Below are 500 nucleotides of genomic sequence, written 5' to 3'. Positions count from 1 at the left end.
CTGGTGCTCGACCTGATGTTGCCGGGGCAGAGCGGTTTGCAGGTCTGCCGGGAAATTCGCAGTGTCTCGGACACGCCGATCGTGATCCTCACGGCCAAGGAAGACGATCTTGATCACATTCTCGGTCTGGAGTCCGGCGCTGACGATTACGTGATCAAACCGATCAAACCGCCGGTATTGCTCGCGCGGCTGCGGGCGTTGCAACGGCGGCAGACGCCGGACAGCAGCGTGGTGAGTTTTCTCGAGTTCGGGCAATTGAGCATCGACCGCAGTTGCCGTGAAGTGCGCCTGACGGGTGAGCTGATCGAGCTGACCACCATGGAGTTCGAATTGCTCTGGTTGCTCGCCAGCGCGGCGGGCAAGATTCTTTCCCGCGATGACATTCTCAATCGCATGCGCGGCATTGCCTTCGACGGCCTCAACCGTAGCGTCGACGTCTACATCAGCAAATTGCGCAACAAACTCAAGGACAACCCTCGCGAGCCGGTGTGCATCAAGAC

1 protein-coding gene is annotated in these 500 nt (G+C 59.4%); it reads left to right on the top strand.

The window, feature by feature from the left end:
* Window positions 1–500 (top strand): winged helix-turn-helix domain-containing protein (locus J5M71_RS27440; RefSeq protein ID WP_207838698.1); only part of this gene is annotated, 500 nt, incomplete at both ends.

It is taken from the genome of Pseudomonas sp. 43(2021), assembly GCF_017490805.1.
GTDB lineage: Bacteria > Pseudomonadota > Gammaproteobacteria > Pseudomonadales > Pseudomonadaceae > Aquipseudomonas.
The sequence above is the reverse complement of the archived record's forward strand: the minus strand, read 5'-3'. Positions and strand labels throughout refer to the sequence as shown.